At 66.6% G+C, this 2,642-nt stretch carries 2 protein-coding genes; both read left to right on the forward strand.

From position 1 onward, the window contains the following. Position 1 precedes the first annotated feature (1 nt). A complete protein-coding gene (gene ftsA, locus EN906_RS30205) occupies positions 2 to 1,159 on the forward strand; it encodes a cell division protein FtsA (protein ID WP_245484359.1) in 1,158 nt (385 codons plus the stop codon). 68 nt (positions 1,160 to 1,227) lie between these two features. After that, positions 1,228 to 2,642 (forward strand): cell division protein FtsZ (gene ftsZ, locus EN906_RS30210; protein WP_127375606.1); only part of this gene is annotated, 1,415 nt, incomplete at its 3' end.

Consider the following 2,642-nt stretch of genomic DNA (forward strand, 5'->3'; position numbering starts at 1 on the left):
GATCCAGGTGATCGGCATCGGCCATCAGAAATCGCAAGGCGTGAAGTCGGGTGTCGTGGTTGACCTCGATAGGGCGGAACATGCCATCCGCCTTTCCGTCGACGCGGCCGAGCGCATGGCCGGGCTAACGGTCGATTCGCTGATCGTCAACATGACGGCCGGCCGGCTGAAGAGCGAAGCCTTCTCCGCCACCATCAATCTAGGCGGCCACGAGGCCGACGAGGCCGACATCAAGCGCGTTCTCGGTGCCGGCGCCAAGCAGGCGCTGAAGGCCGAGCGCGAGGTGATCCATTCGCTTCCCGTCGGTTTCTCGCTCGATGCCGAACGCGGCGTGCGCGATCCGCGCGGCATGGTCGGCGACGCACTCGGCGTCGACATGCATGTGCTGACCGGCGACGCCGCGCCGATGCGCAATCTGGAGCTTTCCATCAACCGTTCGCATCTGTCGGTCGAGCGCATGGTGGCGACGCCCTATGCCAGCGGCCTGGCGGCCTTGGTCGACGACGAGCTGGAAATGGGCGCGGCCTGCATCGACATGGGCGGCGGCACGACGACGATCTCGGTGTTTTCGGAAGGCAAGTTCGTCCATGGCGACGCCATCGCCATCGGCGGCAACCACGTCACGATGGACATGGCCAAGGGGCTGTCGACCTCGCTCGATGCCGCCGAACGGCTGAAGGTGATGCATGGCTCGGCACTGCCGGGCAGCGCCGACGACCGCGACCTGGTCTCGATCCAGCCGATCGGCGACGACGGTGACGTGCCCTTGCAGATCCCGCGCTCGGTGATGACGCGCATCGTGCGCGCCCGCATCGACGAGACGCTCGAACTGCTGCGCGACCGGCTGAACAAGTCCGGCTATGGCAATGCAGTGGGCAAGCGTGTGGTTCTTACCGGTGGCGCCAGCCAGCTTGCCGGCCTGCCGGAGGCGGCGCGCCGCATCCTGGGACGCAATGTGCGCATCGGCCGCCCGCTCGGCGTGGCCGGTCTGCCGGAAGCGGCGAAGGGGCCGGCCTTCTCGGCTGCGGTGGGGCTTCTGATCTATCCGCAGATGGCGAGCTTCGAGAGCCATCCGGCGAAAGGAATTTCCGGTCTCAAAATGACCGGAACGGGCGGAAAACTGCATCGCATGAGTCAGTGGTTGAGAGACAGTTTCTAAAATTGACGGGGACAGCCCCATAGGCGGCCGCGGCGGCGAAGCGGCGTGAAAGGCAAAGGACGGAGACAATGACCATCAATCTGCAAAAGCCGGACATCACCGAGCTTAAGCCGCGCATCACCGTGTTCGGTGTCGGCGGCGGCGGCGGCAATGCCGTCAACAACATGATCACCGCCGGTCTGCGCGGTGTCGAGTTCGTGGTGGCCAACACCGACGCGCAGGCGCTGACCATGTCGAAGGCCGGCCGCCTGATCCAGCTCGGCGCGCATGTCACCGAAGGCCTTGGCGCCGGCTCGCAGCCGGAAGTCGGCCGTGCGGCGGCGGAAGAGTGCATCGATGAAATCCTCGATCACCTGACCAACACCCATATGTGCTTCGTCACCGCCGGCATGGGCGGCGGCACCGGCACCGGTGCTGCTCCGGTCGTTGCCCGCGCAGCGCGCGAAAAGGGCATCCTCACCGTCGGCGTCGTCACCAAGCCGTTCCACTTCGAAGGCCAGCGCCGCATGAAGACAGCGGATTTCGGCATCGAGGAATTGCAGAAATGCGTCGATACGCTGATCGTCATCCCCAACCAGAACCTGTTCCGGCTGGCCAATGACAAGACCACCTTCGCCGATGCCTTCGCCATGGCCGACCAGGTGCTCTATTCCGGTGTCGCCTGCATCACCGACCTGATGGTCAAGGAAGGCCTGATCAATCTCGACTTCGCCGACGTCCGTTCCGTCATGCGCGAGATGGGCAAGGCGATGATGGGCACCGGCGAGGCTTCCGGCGAGGGCCGCGCGATGGCCGCCGCCGAAGCGGCGATCGCCAACCCGCTGCTCGACGAGACATCGATGAAGGGCGCCAAGGGCCTGCTGATCTCGATCACCGGCGGCCGCGACCTGACGCTGTTCGAAGTCGACGAAGCCGCGACCCGTATCCGCGAGGAAGTCGACCAGGACGCCAACATCATCCTGGGCGCCACTTTCGACGAGGAACTCGAAGGCGTCATCCGCGTCTCGGTGGTTGCCACCGGCATCGACAAGTCGGCGGCTGAAATCGCCGCCGCGCCGATCTCGATCCGCACGGCGCCTCCGAAGCCGGCCAGCCGCCCGGCGGCTCAGATCGCGGAGGTTCGTCCGGCGCCTGTCCAGCAGGCGGCATACGAGCCACGCGCTATCGACCCGGTCGCGGAAGCCATCCATCTGGCCGAAGCCAATGCGGCGGCCATGGCGCAGGCGCGCCCGGCCCCGGTCGCCCACGCTGAAGATTTCCGCCCGCAGAGCAAGATCTTCCAGGCGCCGCCCGCCCAGCCGATGCCGCAGCCGGTGGTCCAGCAGATGCAGCCGGCCCCGCAGCCGCGCGAGATGCTGCAGCGCGAGGCGCCGCAGCCGGTTGCCATGGCGCCGCAGCGCATGCCGCGCGTCGAGGACTTTCCGCCGGTCGTCAAGGCCGAGGTGGATGCCAAGAGCCGCCCGGTCGACCACGAGAACAACAG

It is taken from the genome of Mesorhizobium sp. M7A.F.Ca.CA.004.06.1.1 (genome assembly GCF_003999135.1).
Lineage (GTDB): Bacteria > Pseudomonadota > Alphaproteobacteria > Rhizobiales > Rhizobiaceae > Mesorhizobium.